Source organism: Isoptericola sp. NPDC057653 (assembly GCF_042799955.1).
Taxonomy (GTDB): domain Bacteria; phylum Actinomycetota; class Actinomycetes; order Actinomycetales; family Cellulomonadaceae; genus Isoptericola.
Genome location: NZ_JBHVHP010000003.1, coordinates 373302 through 392224 on the forward strand (window position 1 = coordinate 373302; position 18923 = coordinate 392224).

Annotated in this window: 19 protein-coding genes and 1 riboswitch; of the genes, 10 read left to right on the plus strand and 9 right to left on the minus strand. The window is 73.6% G+C overall.

Going from position 1 to position 18923, the window contains the following annotated elements; genetic code table 11:
- The 6 genes from ACFU9A_RS18725 to ACFU9A_RS18750 form a co-directional block, all read right to left on the minus strand.
- Window positions 1–921 carry a carbohydrate ABC transporter permease gene (locus tag ACFU9A_RS18725; RefSeq protein WP_430576796.1) on the minus strand — a complete coding sequence of 307 codons (921 nt, stop codon included), beginning with the start codon at window positions 919–921 and terminating at the stop codon, window positions 1–3.
- Window positions 921–1895 (minus strand): ABC transporter permease, encoded by a 975-nt coding sequence (locus ACFU9A_RS18730; RefSeq protein ID WP_430576797.1) that lies wholly within the window; start codon window positions 1893–1895, stop codon window positions 921–923. Before ACFU9A_RS18730 ends, ACFU9A_RS18725 begins: the two co-directional genes overlap by 1 nt.
- 78 nt (window positions 1896–1973) lie before the next feature.
- On the minus strand, window positions 1974–3521 hold the full coding sequence (locus ACFU9A_RS18735) for an extracellular solute-binding protein (protein WP_430576798.1): 1548 nt from the start codon (window positions 3519–3521) through the stop codon (window positions 1974–1976).
- A gap of 32 nt (window positions 3522–3553) precedes the next feature.
- On the minus strand, window positions 3554–4213 hold the full coding sequence (locus ACFU9A_RS18740) for a DUF624 domain-containing protein (protein WP_430576799.1): 660 nt from the start codon (window positions 4211–4213) through the stop codon (window positions 3554–3556).
- A gap of 347 nt (window positions 4214–4560) precedes the next feature.
- Entirely contained in the window at window positions 4561–5484 is a 924-nt protein-coding gene (locus ACFU9A_RS18745; protein ID WP_430576800.1) for an LLM class F420-dependent oxidoreductase, read from the minus strand.
- A 46-nt stretch (window positions 5485–5530) separates the two neighbouring features.
- Complete coding sequence (locus ACFU9A_RS18750) at window positions 5531–6181, minus strand: disulfide bond formation protein DsbA (protein ID WP_430576801.1); 651 nt, start codon at window positions 6179–6181, stop codon at window positions 5531–5533.
- A gap of 48 nt (window positions 6182–6229) precedes the next feature.
- Between ACFU9A_RS18750 and ACFU9A_RS18755 the strand changes: the two genes are divergently transcribed.
- The 4 genes from ACFU9A_RS18755 (at window position 6230) to pnuC (ending at window position 9670) form a co-directional block, all read left to right on the plus strand.
- Window positions 6230–6463, plus strand: a complete 234-nt coding sequence (locus tag ACFU9A_RS18755) for a hypothetical protein (RefSeq protein WP_430576802.1) — start codon at window positions 6230–6232, stop codon at window positions 6461–6463.
- A gap of 132 nt (window positions 6464–6595) precedes the next feature.
- A complete protein-coding gene (locus ACFU9A_RS18760; protein WP_430576803.1) occupies window positions 6596–7813 on the plus strand; it encodes a class I SAM-dependent methyltransferase in 1218 nt (405 codons plus the stop codon).
- A 10-nt stretch (window positions 7814–7823) separates the two neighbouring features.
- Window positions 7824–8624, plus strand: a complete 801-nt coding sequence (locus ACFU9A_RS18765; protein ID WP_430576804.1) for a TetR family transcriptional regulator — start codon at window positions 7824–7826, stop codon at window positions 8622–8624.
- 78 nt (window positions 8625–8702) lie between these two features.
- A riboswitch (FMN riboswitch) is annotated at window positions 8703–8834 on the plus strand.
- 125 nt (window positions 8835–8959) lie between these two features.
- Window positions 8960–9670: a nicotinamide riboside transporter PnuC gene (gene pnuC, locus ACFU9A_RS18770; protein WP_430576805.1), complete on the plus strand. Its 711-nt coding sequence runs from the start codon at window positions 8960–8962 to the stop codon at window positions 9668–9670.
- Window positions 9671–9694: 24 nt separating this feature from the next.
- On the opposite strand, the gene ACFU9A_RS18775 is transcribed toward pnuC, so the two are convergent.
- On the minus strand, window positions 9695–10387 hold the full coding sequence (locus ACFU9A_RS18775; protein ID WP_430576806.1) for a hypothetical protein: 693 nt from the start codon (window positions 10385–10387) through the stop codon (window positions 9695–9697).
- Window positions 10388–10438: 51 nt separating this feature from the next.
- On the opposite strand from ACFU9A_RS18775, the gene ACFU9A_RS18780 reads away from it, so the two are divergent.
- The gene (locus ACFU9A_RS18780; RefSeq protein ID WP_430576807.1) at window positions 10439–10615 is read left to right on the plus strand and encodes a hypothetical protein; all 177 of its coding nucleotides are present in this window, start codon (window positions 10439–10441) and stop codon (window positions 10613–10615) included.
- A 79-nt stretch (window positions 10616–10694) separates the two neighbouring features.
- Here ACFU9A_RS18780 and ACFU9A_RS18785 read toward each other — a convergent pair whose 3' ends face one another.
- Window positions 10695–11939, minus strand: coding sequence for an acyl-CoA dehydrogenase family protein (locus ACFU9A_RS18785; protein ID WP_430576808.1), 1245 nt, complete (start codon window positions 11937–11939; stop codon window positions 10695–10697).
- 173 nt (window positions 11940–12112) lie between these two features.
- On the opposite strand from ACFU9A_RS18785, the gene ACFU9A_RS18790 reads away from it, so the two are divergent.
- Entirely contained in the window at window positions 12113–12595 is a 483-nt protein-coding gene (locus tag ACFU9A_RS18790) for an NUDIX domain-containing protein (protein WP_430576809.1), read from the plus strand.
- An 18-nt stretch (window positions 12596–12613) separates the two neighbouring features.
- On the opposite strand, the gene ACFU9A_RS18795 is transcribed toward ACFU9A_RS18790, so the two are convergent.
- On the minus strand, window positions 12614–13873 hold the full coding sequence (locus tag ACFU9A_RS18795; RefSeq protein WP_430576978.1) for an Nramp family divalent metal transporter: 1260 nt from the start codon (window positions 13871–13873) through the stop codon (window positions 12614–12616).
- A 221-nt stretch (window positions 13874–14094) separates the two neighbouring features.
- Between ACFU9A_RS18795 and ACFU9A_RS18800 the strand changes: the two genes are divergently transcribed.
- The 4 genes from ACFU9A_RS18800 to ACFU9A_RS18815 all read left to right on the plus strand — a co-directional run bounded on the left by ACFU9A_RS18800 (window position 14095) and on the right by ACFU9A_RS18815 (window position 18920).
- On the plus strand, window positions 14095–15387 hold the full coding sequence (locus ACFU9A_RS18800) for a glycosyltransferase family 87 protein (protein WP_430576810.1): 1293 nt from the start codon (window positions 14095–14097) through the stop codon (window positions 15385–15387).
- 123 nt (window positions 15388–15510) lie between these two features.
- Window positions 15511–17346, plus strand: coding sequence for a choice-of-anchor I family protein (locus ACFU9A_RS18805; RefSeq protein ID WP_430576811.1), 1836 nt, complete (start codon window positions 15511–15513; stop codon window positions 17344–17346).
- A 77-nt stretch (window positions 17347–17423) separates the two neighbouring features.
- Entirely contained in the window at window positions 17424–18095 is a 672-nt protein-coding gene (locus ACFU9A_RS18810) for an ANTAR domain-containing protein (protein WP_430576812.1), read from the plus strand.
- Between the two features lie 117 nt (window positions 18096–18212).
- A complete protein-coding gene (locus ACFU9A_RS18815; protein ID WP_430576813.1) occupies window positions 18213–18920 on the plus strand; it encodes an ANTAR domain-containing protein in 708 nt (235 codons plus the stop codon).
- Window positions 18921–18923 lie beyond the last annotated feature (3 nt).

Sequence of the window (18923 nt, forward strand, 5' to 3'; positions counted from 1 at the left end):
TCAGCCCTTCACGCTGCCGATGAGCATGCCCTTGGCGAAGTGCTTCTGGAGGAACGGGTACGCCAGGAGCACGGGGATGGTGGCCACGATGACCACCGCGAACTTGATGCCCTGCGCGGGTGGCGGGAGCTCGCTGCCCATGTCCTGCGCGGACAGCGACGCCGACGCCGTGACCTGGCGCAGGAACATCTGCAGGGTCCACATGTCCTGGTCGCCCAGGTACAGCAGCGGCGACATGTAGTCGTTCCAGATCCCCACCGCGTAGAACAGGGCGAACGTCGCGAGCACCGGCTTGGACAGCGGCACCACGACGTGGCGCAGGATCTGCAGCTCGTGGGCGCCGTCGATCTTCGCGGACTCCTCCAGCTCCTGCGGCAGCTGCTGGAAGAAGTTCTTGATGATGATGAGGCTGAACGGGTTGATCGCCATCGGCAGGATCAGCGCCCAGTAGGTGTTGAGCAGGCCGAGCTCCTTGACCACCAGGAACGTGGGGATCATGCCCGCGGAGAACACCATCGTGAACACGACGACGGTCATGATCGTGCGCCGCCCGGGCAGTTCGACCTTCGACAGCGGGTAGGCCATGAGCGCCGTGAGGGCGAGCTGGACCAGCGTGCCGACAAGGGTGACGACGACCGTCGTGACGAAGGCGCGCACGAACGCCGTCGAGGACAGGATCGAGGCGTAGGAGTCGGTCGTGAACTCGCGGGGCCACAGGAAGAACGGCCGGGTGGTGATCTCCAGCTCGGTGGCGAACGACCCGGCCAGCACGTACAGGAACGGCAGCAGCGCGAGCAGCCCGACCGCGACCAGCAGCACGACGTTGACGACGTCGAACGCCCGGCCGGCGCGGGTGTTGAACCGCTGGTGCTGGGTGGACGGCTTGGAGGCCCGGCGCAGCACGGGTGTGGTGGTGGCCATCAGAAGATCCCCTGCTGGTTGAAGCGCTTGGCGAGCCAGTTGGTGCCGAAGATCAGCACCAGCCCGACGATCGCCTTCGACAGGCCCACCGCGGTGGAGTAGGAGTAGGCGCCCTGCTGGATGCCGGTGAAGTAGACGTACGTGTCGAACACGTCCGCGACCGTGCGGTTCAGCGCGTTGGACATCAGGTAGATCTGCTCGAAGCCGGTGTTGAGGATCTCCCCGGTCTGCAGGATGAGCATCACGATGATCGTGGGGCGGATCGCGGGCAGCGTGATGTGCCAGGTGCGCTGCCAGCGGCCGGCGCCGTCGATCACGGCGGCCTCGTACTGCTCCTGGTCCACGCTCGCCAGGGCCGCGAGGAAGATGATCGTGCCCCAGCCGGTGGTCTTCCAGACGGTCTGCAGCAGGATCAGGGGCCGGAACCAGGACGGGTCGGCGAGGTAGTTCGTCTCCTGGCCGGTCAGCCCGTCGAGGAACGACGACAGCGGCCCGGTCCCGATCGCGAACAGCAGCGCGGTCAGGGAGACCACGACCGTCCAGGACAGGAAGTGCGGGATGTAGACCAGCGTCTGCACGGTCCGCTTGAGCACCGACAGGCGCACCTCGTTGAGCAGCAGCGCCAGCACGATCGTCAGGGGGAACGCGACGAACAGGCTCAGCGCGGCCAGGATCAGGGTGTTGCCCAGCAGCCGCGGGAAGTCGGGGTTGGAGAAGAACTCGGCGAAGTGCTGCCAGCCCACCCACTCCGACCCCTGGATGCCCAGGAACGGCACGTAGTTCTTGAACGCGATCTGCGCGCCCCACATCGGCCAGATGCGGAACAGCAGGAAGTACGCGACCCCCGGCAGCAGCATGACCAGCAGCCACCGGAACCGGACCACGCGCGCCCACCGGCGGTGGGGTCGCGGGCGCGGGACCGGGGCGGTCGGGGCCGGCGTGCCGGCCTTCTCGACGTCGACGACGGTCGTCATCGCAGCCTCCATCTCGGACGGGGCGCGGGGCCGGGCCGGTGGCCCGTGCGGGCCGGTCCGGCCCCGCGCCGGAGGGGATCAGCCGAGCTGGCCGTAGAGCTCGTTCATCTCGGACGTCACCTGGTCGCCGCCGGAGGACTTCCACTGCGCGATCGCCGCGTCGAGGCCGGACTCGTCGATCTGTCCGCTGATGTACTGGATGCGGGCGTCCGCGATGACCTGGTCGAGCTGCACGCCGTTGGTGGAGTAGGTCTTGGAGACCAGCGCGCCCGCCGGGTTGAAGACCGCCTTCTCCAGGTCCTTCTCCTGCAGGTCGAGCCGCTCCTGGGCGAGCTCCGCGTCGTACGCGGTCTCCGGCTTCGGCTTGTACGCCACGTAGCCGGCCACGTTCGTGCCGATCTGGGCCCACGCGCCGGAGACGACGTCGGTGTAGTCCTGCTTGGACTCGTCGAAGGCGGCGTACCCGTCCTCCACCGTGAAGTTGTCGCCCTCGATGCCGTTGTTCTCGAGCACCTGGCCGTCCTTGCCGGCGAGCGCGTCGAGGGCGGTCAGCACCTGCTTGAGCTGGTCCTCCGTCTGCACCGACGCCTTGGGGACCGCGAGGAACCCGCTGTAGCCCGGCGTCGGGAGCGCGAAGTCGCCGTTCGGGCCGGCGATGTTGCCCACCAGCGCGACCTTCTGGTCGTACGTCTTCGGGTCCTGGTCCTTGAACAGGCCGGCCAGCTGGGCGGCGCGCGACTGGACGTCGATGATGATGCCGCCCTTGCCGTTGACGAACGGCTCGTTCCACCCCGTGGTGCCGTCCATCGTGGCGTAGTCCTTGTTGACGTAGCCCGACGAGATCAGCGTCTTCTCGTAGTCGAGCGCCTGCTTCCACTCGGGTGTGGTGAACGACGGGACCAGCGTGCCGCCGTCGTCCTTCCACACGTTGCCCGCGCCGAACCACGTCTCGATCGCGTCGTACGGGCTGCCCGTGCCGATCGTCGCGCCCCAGGCGGGGATGATCATCCCGTAGGTGTCGTCCTTGCCGTTGCCGTCGGGGTCGTCCTCGGTGAAGGCCCGGGCGACCTCCATCAGCTCGTCCGTGTTGGTGGGCTCCTCGAGGCCGAGGTTCTTCAGCCAGTCCTTGCGGATGCTGATCGACGTGCGCACCACGTCGCGCGCCCGGTAGACGCCGAAGACCTTGCCGTTGACGCTGGACGCCTGCTGCACGTCCTCGTTCTCGGTGACGAGGTTCGGGTAGTCGCCCGAGGCGAGGTAGTCCGTGAGGTCCCAGAAGCCGCCGGCCTCCGCCGTCTGCACGAAGCCCTGGCTCTTCTGCTGGATCACCATGACGTCGGGGATGTCGTCGCCGGCGAGCACCACGTTGGTGCGGTCGCCGTACTCGGCGTTCGGCACCCACTGCATCTCGAGGTCGAGACCCGCGAGCTCGGAGAGCTTCTCGCCCACCGGGTCGTCCGCCTCGGGCGGCGTCGCCGAGAGGTACGGCGCCATGATCGACAGCGAGGCGAGCTTCTCGCCGCTGCCGCCACCGTCGCCGTCGCCGCCCCCCGCGCTGCTGCAGGCGGAGAGCAGGAGGCCGCCCGCGGCCAGGAGGGCCAGGGGTGCCAGCCGTCGTGAGTTCATCGTGGTCCTTTCGTCGGAGTGCACGTCGTCGTTCACTCGTCGAGGGGGTCGGGGTCCGCCGGGTGGTGCTCGAGGTTGCGGTCGTTGGCGGCGTAGAAGGACAGGCAGAGCGCCGTGCACAGGTGCACCCACGCGCCGATCGACACGACGGGCAGGAGTCCGGGCACGAACGCGGTGACGACGCCGACCAGCGCCGTCGTCGCCGCGAGGAGGAGGGGTGCGCCGGGGAAGCGCAGCAGGAACGACCAGGCCAGCCGCGGCACGGCGCCGCGCGGCAGGTCGTAGTGGGCGTCCATCGTCAGGACGAGCAGCAGGTGCACGACGGCGAGGCCGCCGACGACGGCGAGCGCGGCCCGCAGCACGACGGGCCCGCCGTCGAGCGCGGCCAGGCTCGTCCCGGTGAGGACGAGCACCGCCAGGGCCGGTGCGGCGACGAGGTTGGCGCGGCCGAAGCCGGCCGACCAGGCCTGGACGAACGCCCGCACGGTGCGCTGGGCGTCCCCGCGCAGCCGGGTGCGGCTGCAGGTCGCGGCGGCGGAGAGCGCGGGCGCCAGGCCGAGCACCACTCCCCCGGTCAGCGTGCCGGCCAGGATCAGGAGGTTGAGCAGCCCGAGGTAGGCGAGGGTGTCGACCCAGCCGAACCAGCGGTCGAGCCGCGTGCCGCGGGCTCGCGCGTCGTCCACCGTCGCCATGTCGGTCCCATCTCCATCGATGCACGAGCCGTCGTGGCTCGTCCCTGGGCTCCTGGTCGGCGGCACCGCCGGCCAGCGTTCGGGAAAGGCCTTCCCGGGTTGAATGGATTCACCGTAGGGGTCGGGGTTTCCCTCGTCAACATCCCGACGACATCTCGCGGACACGCCTCGACACCGCCACGAGGCAGCCCCCGCCGCGGCAGGTGTCCGTCAGCGCCCGGTGGTCCGCACCGTGCCGAGGCGGGCCGGGCGCTCCCGAGGTCGTGCGCACCACCCCGGCGTGGATCGCACCACCTCGCGCGGGTCCCGACGGCCTCGGCGGGAGGCGGACGGACCCGGGCGACGGGTCAGAGCTGCGTCGCGACCTCGCGCGCGACGAGGTCCAGGTGGTCGAGGTCGTCCAGGTCCAGCACCTGGAGGTACACGCGCTGCACGCCCTGGTCGCGCAGGGAGCCGAGGAGGTCCACGGCCTCGGAGACCGTGCCGGCCACGCCGTGCTCGCGCAGCTCCGCCGGCTCGCGGCCGATGGCGGCGGCGCGGCGCGCGAACTCCGCCTCGTCCTTGCCCACGGCGAGCACGAGGGCCACGGACTGCACGATCGAGTCCGGGGTGCGGCCGACGGCGGCGAGCGCGTCGTCGATCACGCCGATCCGGGAGGCGACGGTGTCGAGCTCGGGGAACGCCTGGTTGTACTCGTCGCCGAACCGCGCGGCGAGCGCCGGCGTCCGGCGAGGGCCGCCGCCGCCCACGATGACGGGGATCTTCGCCTGCGCCGGCTTCGGCAGAGCCGGGGAGTCGGTGAGCGTGTAGTGCTCGCCGGCGAAGGAGTACGAGCCGCCCACGGGCGTGCCCCACAGCCCGGTGAGGATCTCGAGCTGCTCCTCCAGCAGGCCGAACCGCTTCGCCGGGAACGGGATGCCGTACGCCTCGTGCTCGCGCGCGAACCAGCCGGCGCCCAGACCGATCTCCACGCGGCCGCCGGACATCTGGTCCACCTGCGCCACCTGGATCGCCAGCACGCCCGGGTGCCGGAACGTGGCCGAGGTGACCAGGGTGCCGAGCCGCACCGTGGACGTGTCGCGGGCGAGGCCGGCCAGCGTGGTCCAGGCGTCGGTGGGCCCGGGCAGGCCGTCGCCGCCCATCGCCAGGTAGTGGTCGGAGCGGAAGAACGCGCTGAAGCCGAGGGTCTCGGTCGCCTTCGCGACGGCGAGCACGTCGTCGTACGACGCGCCCTGCTGGGGCTCGGTGAAGACACGCAGGTCGAGGGTCATGGTTCGCCTCTCGGGTGGAGCGGTGGGCCGGCGCGACGCCGGACGGTCAGTCGAAGGTCGGCGAGGAGGTGCGCGAGCGCTTCAGCTCGAAGAAGTCGGGGAACGACGCCAGCGCGACCGCGCCGTCGAAGATCCGCACCGCGTCCTCGCCGCGGGGCACGCGCGTGAGCACGGGCCCGAAGAACGCCACGCCGTCGACGTGGATGGTCGGCGTGCCGACGTCCTCGCCCACGGGCTTCATGCCCTCCTCGTGCGAGACGGCGAGGGCCGCGTCGTAGCGGTCCGAGGTCGCGGCGTCCGCCAGCTCGGCGGGCAGGCCCGCCTCCGCGAGCGCCTCGCGCGCGACGGCGTCGAGGTCCGACCGGCCGCCGGGGTGGATGCGCGTGCCGGCCGCCGTGTAGAAGGCGCCGAACGCCTCCGGGCCGTGCTCGGTCTGGACGGCGGCCGCGACCCGGCCGATGCCGCGCGACGACTCGATCTTGGCCCGGTAGTCCGCCGGCAGGTCCCGGTCCGCGTTGAGCAGGTACAGGCTCATGAGGCGGAACGTGAGACGCACGTCGCGGTGCTCCGCGACCTCCAGCGCCCACCGGGAGGTGATCCAGGCGAAGGGACACAGCGGGTCGACGTAGACGTCGACGACCGGGGCGGTCGAGGGGGTGGACGTGGTCTCAGGCGCGGTGGTGGTCCCGGAAGTCACGCCCGCCACCCTACCCAGGCGGCGGGGGCGGCGCGGTAGCCTCGCCACGTGCGCAGGGTGCGGTGGGCGAGCGTGTGGACGGTGTTCGGGGCGTGCGTCGTCGCCGTCGCCATGCTCTCGGTGGTGCTCCGCGGCCGGATGTGGGCCTGGATCCCGCTGATCCTCGCGGCCGGGGTCGCCGTCCGCGAGATCCGTTACCTGCAGCGCACGCGCCGCCCCGCGGACGCCGGGTTCGACGAGCCCCGGCGGGATGAGCCCGGCGCGGGACCGCGCCAGGGCTGACCCCGCCAGGAGTCACCCGCTCCGGGCATCGACGCGGCGCAGGGCCCCGGGCTAGCGTCGAAGGCGGGCGTCTTCCCGACGACGCCCACGGGGAGCCCGCGACGGCGCGGGCGTCGCGACGGAGGCGTCGGCATGACAGACGTGACCCGGACCACCGGGAGGACCAGCACCAGCGCCGCGGAGGCGCACGAGCCGGGCCCGCCCTCGCCGTCCGCGGCGGAGTTCGCCGACCGGCTCTTCGGCGCGGCGCTCGGCGCGATCGACACCCTCGCGGTCTACGTCGGCGACTCGCTGGGCTGGTACCGCGCGCTCGACGAGTGCGGCCCCCAGACCTCGGCGGAGCTGGCGGCCGTGACGGGCACGTCCGAGCGCTACACCCGGGAGTGGCTGGAGCAGCAGGCCGCGACGGGCATCCTCGTGGCGCACGAGCCCGACGGCGCCACCGACGGCCTGAGCCAGGCCGCACGGGCCGCCGCGCGCACGTTCGAGCTGCCCGAGGCGCACGCGGAGGTGCTGGCCGACCCGGAGTCGCTCAGCTACCTGGCGCCCCTGGCGCGGTTCGTCGGGGCCGTCGGGCCGCAGCTCCCCCACCTGCTGCGCTCGTACCGCACGGGCGGCGGGGTGTCGTGGGACCAGCTCGGCGACGACGCCCGCCACGCGCAGGCCGACGTCAACCGGCCGTGGTTCGAGCAGCGGCTGGCCTCGGCGCTGGCGAGCATCGAGCCGGTGCGGCAGGTGCTCAGCCGTCCGGGCGCCCGCGTGGTCGACGTCGGCTGCGGGTTCGGCTGGTCGACGCTCGCCCTCGCGCGCGCCTTCCCCACCGCGGAGCTGCACGGCGTCGACCTCGACCGGCCGTCGGTGGAGGCCGCCCGCGTCGCCGCGGCGCAGCGCGGCCTGGAGGAACGGGTCGTGTTCCACCTGTCCGACGCCGCGGAGCTGCGCACGGCCGAGCCGTTCGACGCGGCGTTCGCCTTCGAGTGCCTGCACGACATGCCGCGCCCGGTCGCCGTGCTGGAGGCCGTGCGGGAGTCGATGCGGCCCGACGGCGTCGTCGTCGTCATGGACGAGGCGGTCGCCGAGGAGTTCCAGGCCCCTGCCGACGACGTCGACCGGATCATGTACGGCTACAGCCTGTTCGTGTGCCTGCCGGACAGCCTGTCGTCGTGGCCGTCGGCGGCGACGGGCACGGTGATGCGCCCCGCCACCGTGCGCCGGTACGCCCGGGAGGCGGGCTTCGCCGGCGTGGAGGTGCTGCCCGTGGACGACTTCGGGCTCTTCCGGTTCTACCGCCTCCTGCTCGGGACCGAGGGCGGGCGGACGCCGGCGGGTGAGGACGGCCTGCCGGAGTAATCTCCGTGGCATGACTGCCGTCCGGACGCACACCCACGCCCAGGCCGTCGACGCCGCGATCGACCTCTTCTCCCGGCAGGGTTACGAGCAGACCACCGTCGAAGAGATCGCCGATGCGGCCCGCGTCAGCCGTGCCACCTTCTTCCGCCGCTTCCGCTCCAAGGAGGACGTGGTCTTCGCCGACCACGAGCTCCTCCTCGAGGAGGTCGTGGTGATGCTCGCCGAGACGCGGCCCGAGGCCCGGGCCAGCGAGGAGTCCGGCCGCGCGCCCGAGCGGGCGTGGGACCCGGCGACCGACCCGTACCTCGAGGTCTGCCGGGCCGCCCGCCTCGTCTTCGACCATCACGTGGGCCAGCGGGAGACGTCGATCGCCCGCCACCAGCTGCTGCAGCAGGTGCCGGCGCTGCGCGACCGCGAGCTCGTCACGACGCACCGCTACGAGCGCGCCTTCACCGCGTACCTGCGCGACACGCTGCCCCCGGACCGCTCCACCACGACGATGTCGATCGCGTTCGCCGCGTCCGTCGTCGCGGTGCACAACGCCATCCTGCGGCGCTGGCTGCGCAACCCCCACCTGGACCTCCGGCCCGAGCTGGAGGAGGCGTTCGCCGACCTGCGCCGGGCGGCGATCACCCCCTTCCCGCACACCGACGAGCAGCTCGCCGCCGCGGGCGAGGTGCCGGTGACCGACGGCGACGGCGGGCGCTCCGTGGTGACGGGCGCCGACGGCCGGCGCGTCGTCGTCACCGTGCTGGAGCCCGGCGCCGGGCCCGACGACGTGGCCCGCGCCGTCCGCGACGCCCTCTCCTGAGCGCACGCCGGAATGCCCCTGTGGCATCCTGCGTTGTGCAAGACGCCGCCGGGACCTCCGGCGGTGGAAGACACGCACGTACGTGCTCCGGGGTCGGTGAAATTCCGAGCCGGCGGTGACAGCCCGCGACCCGGCCTCCCTCGGGAGGCCGGTTGACCTGGTGAGATTCCAGGGCCGACGGTCAAAGTCCGGATGGGAGGAAGCACGTGCGGCACGCGCCCGGTGACGGGTGGGTGCCGCCGGGCGTCGTGTCGTCGACGGCGGGCCCCGGTCCGCCCTCGGCGGACGTCAGCCCTCACCCCGGACGCCGCACCCTCGGACCGGGAGAGTGAACGATGGACGCGATCGACGCGTTCTTCAACGCCACGCTGACCATCGGTGACCAGCACATGTCGTGGCGCGAGATCGTCGGCAACGGCTTCGGCCTGGCCTCGGCGCTGGGCGGCATGCGGCGCAAGGTGTGGGCCTGGCCCGTCGGCATCGTCGGCAACCTGCTGCTGTTCACGGTGTTCATGGGCTCGTGGTTCGGCGACTCCAGCCGCGCCGACATGCTCGGCCAGGCCGGCCGCCAGGTGATGTTCCTGATCGTGTCGATCTACGGCTGGGTGCAGTGGCGGCGCACCGAGCGCGCCGCCCTCGAGGTGCGCGCCGACGGCAGGATCCCCGCCGACGGCGGCGCCGCGGTGCACCCGCACTGGGCCTCCTGGCGGGAGCGCGTCGGGATCGTCGTCGTGATGGTGGGCGGCACCCTGCTGCTCACGCCGCTGTTCCGCGCGCTCGGCTCGTACGAGCCGGTGTGGTCGGACGCCTGGATCTTCATGGGCTCCCTCGTCGCCACCTACGGCATGGCCAAGGGCTGGGTCGAGTTCTGGCTGGTCTGGGTGGCGGTGGACGTCGTGGGCGTGCCGCTCCTCTGGTCGGCGCAGTACTACGCGACCGCACTCATGTACGTGTTCTACGGCGCCTTCACGCTGACCGGGTTCTTCGTCTGGTGGCGCGTGCACCGCCGCGAGCAGGCCGAGGCGGAGTCGACGATCGCCGCCTGACGCCCGACGGCGCGGCGGTGGTCCTCAGTCGTCGCCGTCGAGGACGGTCGACGGCGTGGCCGGCCGGGCCTCGAGCCGTTCCTCGGCCAGGACGGCGTCGACCAGGTCCGCAGGGCCGCCGACCGCCACCTCGGCCGTGTAGATCGGCGCCCCGAGGAACCACGCGCGGTGCTCGGGCCAGACGTGCGAGGGCAGCTCCACGACGTCCCGGAGCGCGATGACCGACCGGGTCGTGCCCGTCCACACGTGATAGTCCCGATGAGGGAGCCGGAGCCGTTCGGCCGACGGCCGCGCGACGAGCTCGGCGAGCAGGTCCGCCTCCGCAGCGCGCCGAGCCAGGGACAGCTCCTCGGCGGTGGGCTCGGGCCCGTCCGGGTCCCACGCGAGCCCGACGGCCGTCCCCGACGACCCCACACCGCCGGCGCGGTCGTACAACGACGGCCACCCCTCCCAGAGCGTGCCGTGCAGCACCCGCTCCCCCGTCCAGGGGGCGAGTGCGTCGAGCAGGACGCCGAGGCGCTCGGCGATGCCGTCCGGGTCGACGTCCCCCTCGTCGTCCCGGCTCAGCGGGACGACGGCGTACGCGGCGTACCGCTGCGGGACGGCGTGACCGAGCGTCGGCCCGAAGTCCCCCAGCAGCGGCAGGATCCACTCCCCTGCGCTCGGGTCGTCGTCCCAGCGGGCGCCCGCGCGGGCGAGGTCGTCGGCGTCGGTCATGCCCCGACCCTAGGAGCATCCAGGCCACCGAGGCCCGGACATACTGGCCCCGTGCGCGTCACCCTGGTCCGTCATGCTGCACCGCAGGTGTCCGCCGGCGTCGACCCCGCCGCGTGGCCGCTGTCCCCCGCCGGCCGAGCGGCGGCCCGCGACCTCCGCCTCCCCGCGGGCACGACCTGGGCGCGGCTCGGGCTCCCCGACGTCGTCCCCGTCGACCTCGCCCTCTGACGAGCCCGCACAGAGCCCGCACACGACGACGGGGACCCTCGCGGCTGCGCGGGTCCCCGTCGTGCGGAGGGTGCTGGGCTCAGGCGAAGGCGGAGACCCCGGTGATGTCGCGGCCCACGATGAGCGCCTGCATCGACTCGGTGCCCTCGTAGGTGTGCAGCGCCTCGAGGTCGGCGAAGTGCCGCGCGACCCGGTTGGCGAGCAGGATGCCGTTGCCGCCGAGCATGTCGCGGGCGATCGACGCGACCTCGCGGGCCTGGCGCGTCGTCGTGTACTTGGCGAGGGACGCCTGCTCGCCGGTCAGCGTGCCGGCGTCGGCGAGGCGCGTGATCTGCGCGACCAGCAGCTGCATCTGCGTGACCAGCGAGAGCATGCGGGTGAGCCGCTCCTGCACCATCTGGTTCTTGGCCAGCGGGCGGCCGAACTGGATGCGCTGCGTCGAGTACGCGGCGGCGGCCTCGTAGCAGGCGACGGCGTGCCCGACGGCGGACCAGGCCACCGCGAGGCGGGTCGCGAAGAGGACGGCGGCGGTCGCCTTGAACGACGTCGCGCCGGGCAGCGCGGCGTCCGCGGGGACGAACACGTCGTCGAGCACGATGTGCGCCTGCCAGATGGCGCGCAGCGAGACCTTGCCCTCGATCGTGGTGGCGGCGTAGCCGGGGGCGTCCTGCGGGACGATGAAGCCGTGCACCTGGTTGTCGCCGTCGTCGCCGACGAGACGGGCCCACACGACGGTGATGTCGCCGCAGGAGCCGAAGCCGATCCACTTCTTCTCGCCGTCGAGCACGTAGCCCTCGACGCCGTCGCGCGTCTCCTTGCGGGCGGTGGTCTCGAGCGAGACGGAGTCCGAGCCGTGCGTGGGCTCGGTGAGCGCGAACGCGCCGAGGATCTCGCCGCGCGCCATCGGCTCGGCGTACTGCTCGATCTGCTCCGGCGAGCCGTGCATGATGATCGACCGCAGGGCGAGGCCGCCCTGGACGCCGCAGATGGTGGCGACGGAGCCGTCGCCGCGCGACATCTCCATGCTGGCGAGGCCCTCGGCCATGAACGACACGGACGGGCGGCCGGGCACGTCGACGCCGTCGCGCAGGAAGTCGCGCTCGGCGAGCTTCTTCACGAGGTCGAACGGCACCTCGGCGCGCTCCCAGTAGCCGTCGATGACGGGGAGCACCTCGTCCTGGACGAACTCGCGGACGGCGAGCTGGTGCGCGCGCTCCTCGGGGGCGACGCCGGCGAAGGCGCCCACGTAGTCGAGGTCCAGCGGCTGCGAGACGTCGTAGTCGGGGGCGGTCACGCCGGGCATGACGGGGGCGGTGCGGGTCATCGACGACCTCTCTCTGCACGGGGGTCCGGCGTTCCGGGCCCGGAGAAGGAGGGCCGGCGCCGCCACGAGGCTGGTGGTGTGGCGACGCCGACCTGCCCCCATGGTGACCCGCGACGGCGTCTCAGGTCAAGCGATACTCGGTCTCAGGGCGCGCGGTCGACGATCCTGGGGTGATGGCGACGACCAGCGCGGGGCTGCTGCTCTACCGGACCACGCCCGACGGCGGGCTCGAGGTGCTGCTCGGGCACATGGGCGGGCCGTTCTGGGCGCGCAAGGACGAGGGCGCGTGGACCGTGCTCAAGGGCGAGCTCGAGCCGGACGAGGAGCCGCACGCGGCCGCGCTCCGCGAGGCGGCGGAGGAGCTCGGGCTGCCGCTCCCGGAGCCGTCGTCCCCCGACGTCGACCTCGGCGAGGTGCGGCAGAGGTCCGGCAAGCGCGTGGTCGCGTGGGCCCGTCCGTGGCCGGACCCGCAGCCGGACCTCGCCACGGCCCGCAGCAACACCGTCGAGATCGAGTGGCCGCCGCGCTCCGGGAAGCGGATCGAGGTGCCGGAGATCGACCGCGTCGCCTGGTTCGGGCCCGACGACGCGCGCCGCCTCGTCGTCAGCGCGCAGGCCGCGCTCGTCGACCGCCTCGAGGCCGCGCTGGCCCCCTGACCCCGGCCTCGACCGCCGCTAGCCGGTGAACGTCAGCCACAGGAGCGCGATGTTGAGCGCCACGATGACTGCGGCCACGGCCCAGGCGGCCACCTGGGTGAGGACGCCGTTGCGGAAGCCGCCCAGCAGGCCGGCGTCGCGGGTGATCCGCACCAGCGGCACCATCGCGAACGGGATGCCGAAGCTCAGCACCACCTGGCTCACGACCAGCAGCCACGTGGGCGACACCCCCGTGGCGAGCAGCACGATGGCGGGCACCAGGGTGACCAGGCGCCGGGCCAGCAAGGAGACCCGGACGCGGAGCAGCCCGGACATGATCTCGGCCCCCGCGTAGGCGCCGACCGACGTGGACGCGAGCCCGGACGCCAGCAGGCCGACGCCGAAGAGGACGGCCACCGCCGGCCCGAGGGACGACTCGATCGCGGCGTGCGCGCCCTCGATCGAGTCGGTGCCGGTGCGGCCCGGGAGGTTCGCGGCGGCGAGCAGCAGCATCGCGATGTTGACCCCGCCCGCGAGCACGAGCGCCGCGACCACGTCCCAGCGCGTGGCGGTGAGCAGGCGGCGCACGGTGGCGGTCGACGGCGGCGCGGGCTCGTCGTCGCCGTCCGCCACCCCGGCGGCGAGGAGGTGCTGACGCTGCACGCGCGCGTCGTGCCGCACCCGGTCGCGCGCGAGAGACGAGTGCAGGTAGATCGCGTGCGGCATCACCGTGGCGCCGAGCATCGACGCCGCCAGCAGCACCGACTCGGGGCCTTCGAGGCGCGGCACCATCCCGCCGAGCACGGCGCCCAGGTCGGGCGGCGAGAAGAACAGGCCCGCGCAGAACCCGATCGTGAGCACCACGAGCATCGACGTCACGACCGACTCGAAGACGCGCTGCCCGCGCCGCTGCTGGACCGTGAGCACCAGCATGGACACGACGCCGGTGATGAGGCCGCCCAGCACCAGCGGGACGCCGAACAGCAGGTGCAGGGCGATGGCGCCGCCGATCACCTCGGCGACGTCGGTGGCCATCGCGACCACCTCGGCCTGCGCCCAGTAGACGACGCGGCCGCGCCGGGAGAGCCGCTCGCCGAGCACCTCGGGCAGCGACCGGCCGGTGACCACGCCGAGCTTGGCCGACAGGTACTGCACCAGCACCGCCATGACGTTCGCGACCACCAGCACCCACACCAGCAGGTAGCCGAACCGCGCGCCGGCGGTGAGGTTGGCGGCCACGTTCCCCGGGTCCACGTAGGCGATGGCGGCGACGAACGCCGGGCCGAGCAGCGCCACGATCCGGGCGGGGCGGGCGCCCCGGTGGCGGGCACCGCTCGCGCCGGTGCCGTCGGCGCCGGGCGCGGGCGGCGCCGGGGCGGTGGCGGGCGTCGGTCGGCTCACGGGACTCCTTCGGTCGGATAGTTTTCGGGTGTCCGAAACTCTAGACGTCTATCACCGTATCTCGCATCCCTGCCTGCGTCCGGGGCCGCCTCCGAGACCGGTCTGCCACGATGTCGGTCGTGCCCACCACGCAGCCGCCCTCCGCGCGGCGAGACCCCGGTCCCCTCGGCGCCGTGCTGAGGTCCCCGTGGCTGCTGGCGCTCGGCTTCGTCGCGGTCCACGCGTGGGTGGTGAACCAGGCGATCACCTGGGGGAACACCATCTACGGCGACGTGACGCTGTACGAGTGGTGGGCCCGCCACGGCCTCACCACCGGGCAGTGGCCCGTGCTCGACTACGACTGGGTGTACCCCGCCGGCGCGCTCGTCCCGGTCACGCTGCCCGCCCTCCTGTCGCACGGCGTCCTGGGGTACGAGATCGTCTGGACGGCGATGGTCGTGGCGCTCGACGCCGTCGCCACGATCGTGCTGGTGCGGTCCGCCCCCCGCGGCGTGCTCGGCGCCTGGTGGTGGCTCGCGTTCCTCGTCGCGCTCGGCCCGATCTTCGTGGGGCGGCTCGACGGCGTCGTCGCGCCGCTCATCCTCGTCGCGCTGGTCGTCGCCTCCCGCCGCCCGGCGCTCGCGACGGCGGTCGCCACCGCCGGGGCGTGGATCAAGATCGCGCCGGGCGCCGTCGTCGTGGCCCTGGCCGCCACCCGCGCGCGCTGGCGGGACCTGCTGCGGCACGTCGTCGTGCCGGGGGCGGCCGTCAGCGTGGTCGTCGTCGGGCTCGCCCTCGCGGGCGGCGCGGGCGAGCGCGCGTTCTCCGTCTTCGGCCAGCAGGAGGCGCGCACGCTGCAGGCCGAGTCCGTGTTCGCGACCTGGTTCAGCGTGGCGCGCCTGTGGGACCCGACCGTGCGCATCGACTACAACGACGTCATCTACACGTACGAGGTGCAGGGCGAGGCCGCCCGGCAGGTCGCCACGGCTCTCGACTGGCTGCTGCCCCTCGTGGTGCTCCTGCTCGCCGCCCTCACCTGGTGGACGGCGCACCGCCGCCCCGACCACGCCGGCGACATCCTGCTGCTCAGCACCGCCGCCCTGCTGCTCGCGCTCATCGTGTTCAACAAGGTGGGGTCGCCCCAGTTCGTCGCGTGGATCGGGCCGCCGCTGGCCGCCGCGCTCGCGCTGGCCGGCCCCGGCACGCGCCGGCTCTGGGGACCGCCCGCCGTCGGGGCGCTGCTCGCCGCGCTCGGCACGCAGATCGTCTACCCCGTCGCCTACGGGGAGTTCCTCGCCGGCGAGCCCGCGATGATCGCCGTCGAGGGGCTGCGCAACCTCGCGCTCGTCGTGCTCCTCGGGGGCGCGGTCTGGCGGATCGCGCAGCTCGGGCGCGACGGCGTGCGGGACGTCGCCGGCGACGCGACCGCCTGAGCCAGGCGTTCACCGGCAGGCCGGCGCGCGTTCACCGCGACCTCCCCGGGCGGCCATCCGTCCTCCCTACGGTCACCCCGAGGGCGCGCAGGCGCGCGCCACCGGCCCGCCACGGAGGACCCCTTGCGCAACGCCCGCACCCCGGTGCCCGACCACCTCACCCCCCGGCCCCGGCGGCGCGCCGTCGTCGGAGCCTGCGCGACGACTCTCGCCGTCGCGCTGGCCGTGCCCCTCGCGCTCACCGCGTCGGCCCACCGCGACACGCAGCCCGGCGCGGGCGTCGTCGCGCAGCCGGTGACGACGTCCGCCGACGACGCCCGCATCGCCCTCTCGCCGCTCGGCTCGTACGCCACGGGGGTCTTCGACCGTTCGGCGGCGGAGATCGTCGCCTACCACGCGCGCTCGCAGCGCCTGTTCTCGGTGGACGCGCAGGCGGGCGAGGTCACCGTGCTCGACGTCGCGCGGCCGTCCGCGCCGCGCCAGCTCTTCGCGCTCCGGACCACGGGCGTGCGGGCCGCCGACGGCACCACCGTGCCCGACGGCGCGATCGCGAACTCGGTGGCCGTCCGGTCCGACGGCCTCGGCGTGGTCGCCGTCGAGTCCCCCGACAAGGTCTCCGACGGCTGGCTCGTGCTGTTCGACGCCGCCGGCGACGGCCGGGCCCTCGGCGCGTGGCGCGTCGGCGCCCTGCCCGACATGGTGACGATCACGCCCGACGGGCGCAGCGCCGTCGTCGCGAACGAGGGCGAACCCGCCGACGACTTCGGCGTGGACCCCGAGGGCACCGTGTCCGTCGTCGCGCTCCCCGACCGCGTGTCCGGCAAGGGGTCGGGCACGAAGGGGCCGGCGGTCGAGCAGTCCGCCGTGCGCACCGCGACGTTCCACGCCTTCGAAGGCGACGCGCTGCCCGAGGGGGTGCGGGTCTTCGGGCCGGACGTGGCCGGCCCGGACGGGTCGCTGGAGCACCGCGTGTCGCGCAACCTCGAGCCGGAGTACGTGACGGTGTCGAAGGACTCCCGCACCGCGTACGTCGCGCTGCAGGAGGCGAACGCCGTCGCCGAGGTGGACCTGCGCAGCGCCCGCACCACCGACCTGTGGTCGCTCGGCAGCAAGGACCACGCGGTGCCCGGCCAGGGCATCGACCCGTCCGACAAGGACGGCGTCGCCGCGATCCGCGAGGTGCCGGTCCGCGGGCTGTACATGCCCGACGGGATCGCGTCGTACACCTCGCACGGCCGGACCTACCTCGTCACCGCGAACGAGGGCGACGCCCGCGAGTGGGGCGACTACGCCGAGCCCGCGCGGGTCAAGGACCTCGGCAAGGGCGGCCTCGCGCCGGTCTGCGCCGACTCCCCCGCGTTCGGCCTGCGGGGCGACGCCGACCTGGGCCGCCTCACCGTCACCACCGCGTCCGGGCTGCGCGCCGACGGCTCCTGCTACGAGCAGCTCTACTCGTTCGGCGGCCGGTCCTTCTCCGTGTGGACCACGGACGGCGACCTCGTCTTCGACTCCGGCGACCAGTTCGAGCAGGTGACCGCCGGGGCCCTCGGCGACGCCTTCAACACCAACCACATCGAGACCAAGGGCGACGGCCGCAGCGACGACAAGGGCCCCGAGCCGGAGAACCTCGCGATCGGCGAGGTCTCGGGCCGCACCTACGCGTTCGTGGGGCTGGAGCGCGCCGGCGGCGTGATGGTCTACGACATCACGCGGCCGCAGCGCTCCGAGTTCGTCACCTACGTCTCGAACCGCGACTACTCCGTGTCCGTCGAGGACGCGATCGAGGACGGGGCCGACCCCGCCGCCGCGCTCGCCGGCGCCGGCGACCTCGGCCCCGAGGGGCTGGCGTTCGTCCCCGCCTCCGGATCCCCCACGCACCGGCCGCTGCTCGCCGTCGCGAACGAGGTGTCGGGCACCACGACGCTCTTCCAGGTCGACCGCCTCACCGGGCGTCGCTGACCCCGGGCGAACGGCGCCCCCGGCCGCCCCGCGGCCGGGGGCGCAGGCACCCCCGACTCCCGGGTACCGTGCCTGTCATGACCCTCTCGCAGTACCTGGACGAGTGCGCCACCCGCGCGGCGCTGGTCCTCGGGCACGGTATCGAGGTCAGCGTGTCGATCCGCGAGCACGGCATCTCCCTCAAGGCGGGGAGCAGCTCCCGCGCCGCGGCGCGCTGCGACCAGGCCGAGGCCCGCGCGGACACGGGGCCCTGCATCGACGCGATGCGGGTGCGGGAGGCCCTCACCACCGACGTCGCCACGGCGCCCGCCCGTTGGGAGGCCTGGGCCACGGCGGCGAAGGAGGCGGGGTTCGTGCAGGCGCTCGGCGCGCCGGCCGTGGTCGGGCCCGGGGTCCAGGTCGCGCTCAACGTGTACTCGCGCACGGGCGGGGACTGGCCCGCGGACTTCGTCTCGACCTGCACCGCCTACGCCCTGCTGACCGCGGACGCGGTGCGCCTCCAGCTCCAGTTCGCCGACCTCGGGGCGGCCGTCGCCGCCCTCCACCGGAAGATCGCCGACGACGTCGCCGTCGAGCGCGCCGTCGGGGTGCTGATGGCGGCGAACGACTGCACCGAGGACGACGCCCGGCGGGTGCTCCTGACCGCCTCGCAGGGGCGTGACCTCCCCCTGCGGGAGGTGGCCGACACGGTCGTCCGGTCCCTCGTCCTCGGCGGCGAGGACGACGTCATCGGCGGGTCGGATCGCTGACGCCCGAGGCCAGCACCGCCGCGCCACCGCGGGGCGGCCCGTCCGCGCGCGACGCCTCGACACGTGCGTGAGCCGACGGTGGGACACTGGGTCCGGAGCGACAGGACGGAGCCCCCGGTGAACACCTCCGAGCTTCTGGGACTCCTCGCCCGCGCCCTGACCGAGGTCGAGGGCGCCGAGCTCACCCCCGCGACACGGCTGTGCCGCGCGTGCTTCGACGTCCTGGGAGCGCAGGGCGGCACCGTGACGGTGGCCGCACCGCCCGGCGAGCAGCTGACGATCACCACCTCCGGAGGGGCGTCGGCCGAGCTCAGCAGCATCCAGGAGCTGCTGGGCGACGGTCCCGGGCACACCGCGATCGCGGAGGACAGGATCGTGGTCACCCCGCTGCGCCCGAGCACCGGGGCCGGCGACGTCTTCTCCCTCTTCGCCGCCGGGGACGAGCACGTCGAGGACGCCACCTGGTACGCCGTGCCGATGCGCGTGGGCGGGGTCCCCGTCGGCGCGCTGGGGCTCTACGTGGTGGGGACCTTGGCCCGCAGCCTCGAGGACGCGCAGTTCCTCGCCGACGCCGTGGGCACCGCCGTCCTCGGCGAGCTCGACGAGGACGGGTCGTCCACCCGGGCACAGGTGCACCAGGCCACGGGGATGGTCTCCATCCAGCTGCGCCTGTCGCCGCCGGACGCGCTCGCGGTGCTCCGCGCCCACGCGTTCGTGCAGGGCACGACGCTCGAGGCCGTGGCAGACGACGTCGTGGCCCGACGGCTGTCGCTCGCCGGGGACGGGCACGAGCCCGTCCAGTCGCACACCGCCGACGAGGCCTGAGCG

Coding starts and splice junctions, on each gene's coding strand:
- ACFU9A_RS18725 (WP_430576796.1), bottom strand. CDS start 921: ATGGCCACCACCACACCCGTGCTGCGCCGGGCCTCCAAGCCGTCCACC.
- ACFU9A_RS18730 (WP_430576797.1), bottom strand. CDS start 1,895: ATGACGACCGTCGTCGACGTCGAGAAGGCCGGCACGCCGGCCCCGACC.
- ACFU9A_RS18735 (WP_430576798.1), bottom strand. CDS start 3,521: ATGAACTCACGACGGCTGGCACCCCTGGCCCTCCTGGCCGCGGGCGGC.
- ACFU9A_RS18740 (WP_430576799.1), bottom strand. CDS start 4,213: ATGGCGACGGTGGACGACGCGCGAGCCCGCGGCACGCGGCTCGACCGC.
- ACFU9A_RS18745 (WP_430576800.1), bottom strand. CDS start 5,484: ATGACCCTCGACCTGCGTGTCTTCACCGAGCCCCAGCAGGGCGCGTCG.
- ACFU9A_RS18760 (WP_430576803.1), top strand. CDS start 6,596: ATGACAGACGTGACCCGGACCACCGGGAGGACCAGCACCAGCGCCGCG.
- ACFU9A_RS18765 (WP_430576804.1), top strand. CDS start 7,824: ATGACTGCCGTCCGGACGCACACCCACGCCCAGGCCGTCGACGCCGCG.
- pnuC (WP_430576805.1), top strand. CDS start 8,960: ATGGACGCGATCGACGCGTTCTTCAACGCCACGCTGACCATCGGTGAC.
- ACFU9A_RS18775 (WP_430576806.1), bottom strand. CDS start 10,387: ATGACCGACGCCGACGACCTCGCCCGCGCGGGCGCCCGCTGGGACGAC.
- ACFU9A_RS18785 (WP_430576808.1), bottom strand. CDS start 11,939: ATGACCCGCACCGCCCCCGTCATGCCCGGCGTGACCGCCCCCGACTAC.
- ACFU9A_RS18790 (WP_430576809.1), top strand. CDS start 12,113: ATGGCGACGACCAGCGCGGGGCTGCTGCTCTACCGGACCACGCCCGAC.
- ACFU9A_RS18810 (WP_430576812.1), top strand. CDS start 17,424: ATGACCCTCTCGCAGTACCTGGACGAGTGCGCCACCCGCGCGGCGCTG.